The following is a 4962-nucleotide window of genomic DNA, read 5'->3' as shown; positions in this document are numbered from 1 at the left end:
GTGACCGCGTCCCGTGGTGAGCAGGGCCAGGCCCGCCTCGGCCCGGCCGACGGAGCCGGCGAGCACGACCACGTCGCCCGGTCGGGCCCCCGAGCGCAGCACCGGAGCCCGACCCTCGAGATCGCCGAGGGCGGTCACCCCCAGCATGATGGCGTCGGCCGAGCTGATATCGCCGCCGGCGACGCTGGCCCCGGCCGAAGCGCATTCGGCGGCGAGCCCGTCGGCCAGCGCCAGAGCCCAGTCGACGGTGAGGTCACCGGGCGCGGCGAAGCCGACGAACAGCCCGGTCGGTCGGGCGCCCATCGCCGCCACGTCCGCGAGGTTCTGCGCCGCGGCCTTGTGCCCGACGTCCACCCCCGACGACCAGTCCCGCCGGAAGTGGCGACCCTCCAGCAGCAGATCGGTGGTGACGACCACCCGGGCATCCGGCGCGGCCAGCACGGCGGCGTCATCCCCCGGGCCGACGAGCACATCCCGGCCGCGGGCGAAGCGGGCGGTGATCGCGCGGATCAGCTCGAACTCGCCGAGATCCCGCAACGTCGCGGTCATGACACCCCCGTGCTGCGGGCGGGGGCGACTCCAGCGTCGCAGGTGGTGGCACTGAAGGGGCGGGGCCGCAGGCCTGACCGCCGCGGGGGGCCGACGGACTCCACCTTCACCGGCCCAGCACGCCTCTGCCGACGGAATGACCGCGATCGCAACATCCACGTCACCTTTTCGTCATATTCCACTGAAAATCTGACGCGCGTGCCTGACCAGTCCTGTCGCTCTGTATGCCATGTCCGGCCCACCGGGACGCCATGGGCCGGCCGGCCGCACGTCCAGGCGATTCGTCCCGGCGGGGGCCCACTCGCCCGGCGGCGGGGCCGGTAGGCCCGCCTGTGGCGCTGCAGCCGGGACGGGGCAAGATCGAGGGGAAGCACTACCTGCCCTCCACCCCCGAGACCGTCACATGGGGCGAGCTGCCCAACGTACTGACCAGGCCGGTGCTCAGTGTCGACTCCGGCGCCACGGTCACCTTCGACACGGTCAGCTCGGAGGGGATCCTCGGCGACCAGGGACGTGATCCCGACGCTTTCCTCGCCAACCTAGGCGTGCCGCCCTCGGGGGTCCTCGCCGACGCCCGGGCGATCGCCGCCTCCGGCCTGCCGCACCGGTTCGGTGTGGACGCCCCGCACATCGTGACCGGGCCGGTGCTCGTCCGCGGCGCCCAGCCGGGGGACGTGCTGCGCGTCGATGTCCTGTCGCTGCACCCGCGGGCCCGGTACGGGATCGTCTCCACTCGCCACGGCGCCGGCCTGCTCGCCGGGGAGTTTCCGGAGGGCGGACCACCCGAGCCGGACGCTGACGCGCGGCACTGGCAGCGCTTTCGCACCGTCACCACCTTCTGCGCCGTCGAACGCCGCCGCGGCCGCCTCTTCGGCTCGCTGACCAGCACGAGCGGCGGGCGGGCCCGCTTCCCGCTGGCTCCGTTCCTGGGCGTCATGGCGGTCGCGGTGGACAGTACCACCGAGGTCATCGCGTCCACCGCGGTCGGCCTGCACGGCGGCGCCCTGGACTGCCGTGACCTCGGCACCGGCGCCCGGCTCTACCTGCCCGTCCAGGTCGGGGGCGCGCTGTTCGCCGTCGGCGACCCGCACTACGCCCTCGGCGACGGGAAGATCGGCGGGACGGCTCTGGAGGGCCCGCTGCGCGCGCCCCTGCGCCTGACGGCGCTGCGGGAGACGGCCGCCCGAGCCGCCCTCGGCACGCTGCGCGAGCCGTTCATCGAGACCGACGCCATGTGGGTCACCATGGGCCTCGACGCCGACCTGACCGAGGCGATCCGCCGCGCGACCCGTTCGGCGGTGCTGTTCCTGCAGAGCCGGGTCGGGCTCGAACACGCCGAGGCGCTGGCCTACCTGACGGCGGCGGACATCGGGGTGTGCCGGCTGGGCTCCGGGGCGCCGGGCGCGTTCTGCCGCATCCACCGGTCGGACTTCGCCGAGCCGGCGGCGGCGAAGCCCCGGCTGCACCGGCCGCCGTTCGCCCGCATCGTCGGCTCCGCCGACGTGGGTGACGACGTGGGTGACGACGTGGGTGACGACGTGGGTGACGACGTGGGTGACGACGTGGGTGACGACGTGGGTGACGACGTGGGTGACGACGTGGGTGACGACGTGGGTGACGGCAGCGACGGCGGCCACGACGGCATCGAGCGCGATCCCGGTTCGGGCCCCACTCACTCAGACGTCGTCGCCACGCCGCTCGAGCCCGACGGGGTCGGTGGGCCGCCGCCCTGACCGTTCCCGGCTCGGTCGGCAGCAGTCAATGATCAGTCGGCCGGATCGCCCCCTTCGGCCGGCGTCGGCGCGTCGTCGAGGCCCTCCAGCTCGGAGAGGGTGATCGGGCGCCAACGGTGCAGCAGCTCGTCCGCGCCGGCCCGGACCGGCCCGCGGACGGCGGCCGGGCCGCCCGGCGCACCCCGGCCGTCGACGCCGTCCCGCTCGGTCGGGATCGGAGCGATTCCGGCAGCCGCCAGACGTGGCCACAGCGAGGCCAGCGCCGCCTCCGGGTCGAGTTCGAAGTCGGACTGGCGGACCCGCCAGAATCGCCATCCCGCCCGGCGGAGCTCGCGTTCCCGGTCGAACTCGCGGGCTATCTCCGCGGGCCCGGGGCCGACGTCGCCGTCGCACTCGACCGCGAACCGGGCCCGCCCGCCCGCCACGACCAGGTCGACCCGCCGGCCGTTGACCTCCACCTGGGGCATGACGAGGTAGCCGCGGCCGGCGAGGTGGTGGAACACCCGCTGCTCGAACAGGGAGCCGAAGGCCGGATGGGGGCGGTCCGTGGCGACCTCGGCGAGCGGCGGCGTCACCCCGGGCAGCGGCGCGGCCGGGCGCGCCGCGGACAGCACGTAGCTGAGGTAGCTGTGGCGCAGGTCCTGGTGGTCGAGGTCGGCCGGCGCCACCGAGTGGAACAACCAGACCTGGTCGCGCGCTCGGGAGGCCGCGACGTTGAACCGCCGCTGGTACTCCAGCCGGGTCAGCGGGACTGGTCGGTCGCCCGGCGCGACGACCAGCGACAGGAACACGACGTCACGTTCGTCGCCCTGGAAGTCGGCCGGAGTGCCCACCCGCAGCCGGCGACGCAGGTGCTCGGCTGCCGACATCCGTTCGGCGAGCCGGTCGCGGATCAGTGTGGCCTGCGCGGTGCCCTGGGTGACCACCACCCCGAAGCTGAGCCCGGCATAGCGTGGGTCCTCGGCGCAGGCCAGGACCTGCGCGACGAGTGCCTCGGCCTCGGCCGGGTTGCGCGGCCCCGCCGGGGTGGCCGTGGTGAACCCGTGCGGGACGAACCGGGCGACCAGCGGCGTCAGCCGGTCCGCGCCGAACTGGTGCAGCGGCAGCAGCGGTGCATCCCGGTAGAACATCGCCGACGACCATTCGATGATCTCGGGCATGCAGCGGAAGTGCTCCCGCAGCCGGATCACCTCGCCGAAGCGGGTCCGCAGCAGGCTGAACAGGCTGGACCGCGGGGTGAAGCCGACGCGCAGCCAGGCCGGCACGTCCGGCAGCAGGGCGTCGAGCCGGTCGAGGACCGGGTCGAGCTCCTGCGCGGGGTCGACCGGCGGGGTGCACTGGCGGTCGTCGCCGACGACGATCACGCGAGGCGCCAGCCACAGCAGGAACAGACTGTCGAGCCCGGCCTGGCTGCCCTCGTCGACGATGACGACGTCGAAGCTGTCGCGGACCGCGGGGATCGTCGACAGCACCTCCCGGATCGGCATCACCCAGGCCGGCACCGCCGTCTGGGCGATCTCCATCGCCTCCCGGGCGGCCTGCCGGTAGCGCTCGGCGTGCCGACCGGCCAGGGTGCCGCCGACGGCGACGGTGTCGGCGTAGGCGCGCAGCGCGGCGGACTGCTCGGCACCCATCCGTTCCAGGCAGTGCTTCCAGGCCTTCGCCCCGGCCAGCTCCGCGGTGGCCGCGGCGAGGACGTCCTCGGCCGCGTCCAACCGGGCGTCCAGGTCGACAGGTGACGCGCCGTCGGTGTTCGCAGGGCCGTCCGCACGGGGGGTGCGGGCCAGCCAGCTTGCCGCGACGGCCCAGGCCCACGCGGCCGAGAACGCCGTCAGCCGGGCCGGCCAGGGATCGCCGTCGCCGTCCTGGCGCGGGCGCGCGTCGCCTGGGCCGCGGTCGGGCCGGGCTGGTTCCGCGGTCGCGGTGGCGGCCAGGAGATCCGCCAGCGCAGGATGGGCCGCGCGCAGCCGGCGGAGCAGCTCGGCGCGCCGGGCGGCGGCCTGCCCTCGGGCCACCGCGGCGTCGAGCGCGGCGCGGGCGACGGCGTAGGCGTCGGCGTCGCGGGCTGCGGTCGCGGCGGCCACGGCCCCGAGCTCGGCGGCCAGCCCGGCCGGTGTATCGGGGTCGGTGGTGAGCCGGTCGTACCCGTCGGCGAGGTCGGCCAGCGCCCGGTCGGCGACGGCCGCGGCCGCCATCGGTTCGAGCGCGGCCATCGCCGCGGCCAGATCCCGCACGTTCGCGGCCGAGTCGATCGAGACCGGGCTCCCGGACGCCACCTCGGCGGCGAGGGCGACGACCCGGTCCCGCGCGGCCACGACTGCGTCGATTCCCTCGATGGCCTGCTGCCCCTCGACCAGCCGGGACAGCCGGACCTCGAGCGGATCGCCGGGCCTCGGCGGGCGGCCCACCAGGGTCCAGCCGCGGCCAGCCGCCTCGACGGCGAGTTCCGCCCGAAGCCGGGTCAGGACGAGGTCGAGCAGCTCCGGGGTGGTCGGCGCGACCCCGTCGACGGTCACCTGCCGCAGCAGCGCGTCGGCCTCTCGCTGCACCTTCGGCCGGAAGCGCCGGCGCAGTTCGGCGCCGCCGTCCAGGTGGGCGCGCAGAGCCTCGGCGCGGGGGAGCAGAGCGGCGGGATCGAGGTCGGCGGCCCGCTCGTCGTCGCCGGGTTCGTCCGCGCGGC

At 75.5% G+C, this 4962-nt stretch carries 3 protein-coding genes; 1 reads left to right on the top strand and 2 read right to left on the bottom strand.

From position 1 onward, the window contains the following. The coding region (locus tag G6R25_RS21425; RefSeq protein ID WP_235949371.1) for an AIR synthase related protein at positions 1-549 on the bottom strand (549 nt) is incomplete at its 3' end. 332 nt (positions 550-881) lie between these two features. Between G6R25_RS21425 and G6R25_RS21420 the strand changes: the two genes are divergently transcribed. After that, positions 882-2282, top strand: a complete 1401-nt coding sequence (locus G6R25_RS21420) for an acetamidase/formamidase family protein (RefSeq protein ID WP_235949369.1) — start codon at positions 882-884, stop codon at positions 2280-2282. A gap of 32 nt (positions 2283-2314) precedes the next feature. Here the strand turns inward: G6R25_RS21420 and G6R25_RS21415 are convergent. Then, the coding region (locus tag G6R25_RS21415; protein ID WP_235949367.1) for an AAA domain-containing protein at positions 2315-4962 on the bottom strand (2648 nt) is incomplete at its 5' end.

Source organism: Candidatus Frankia alpina (assembly GCF_902806485.1).
Taxonomy (GTDB): Bacteria; Actinomycetota; Actinomycetes; order Frankiales; family Frankiaceae; genus Frankia; species Frankia alpina.
Note: the sequence above shows the minus strand (reverse complement) of the source record. Positions and strands in the feature narration are given on the sequence as shown.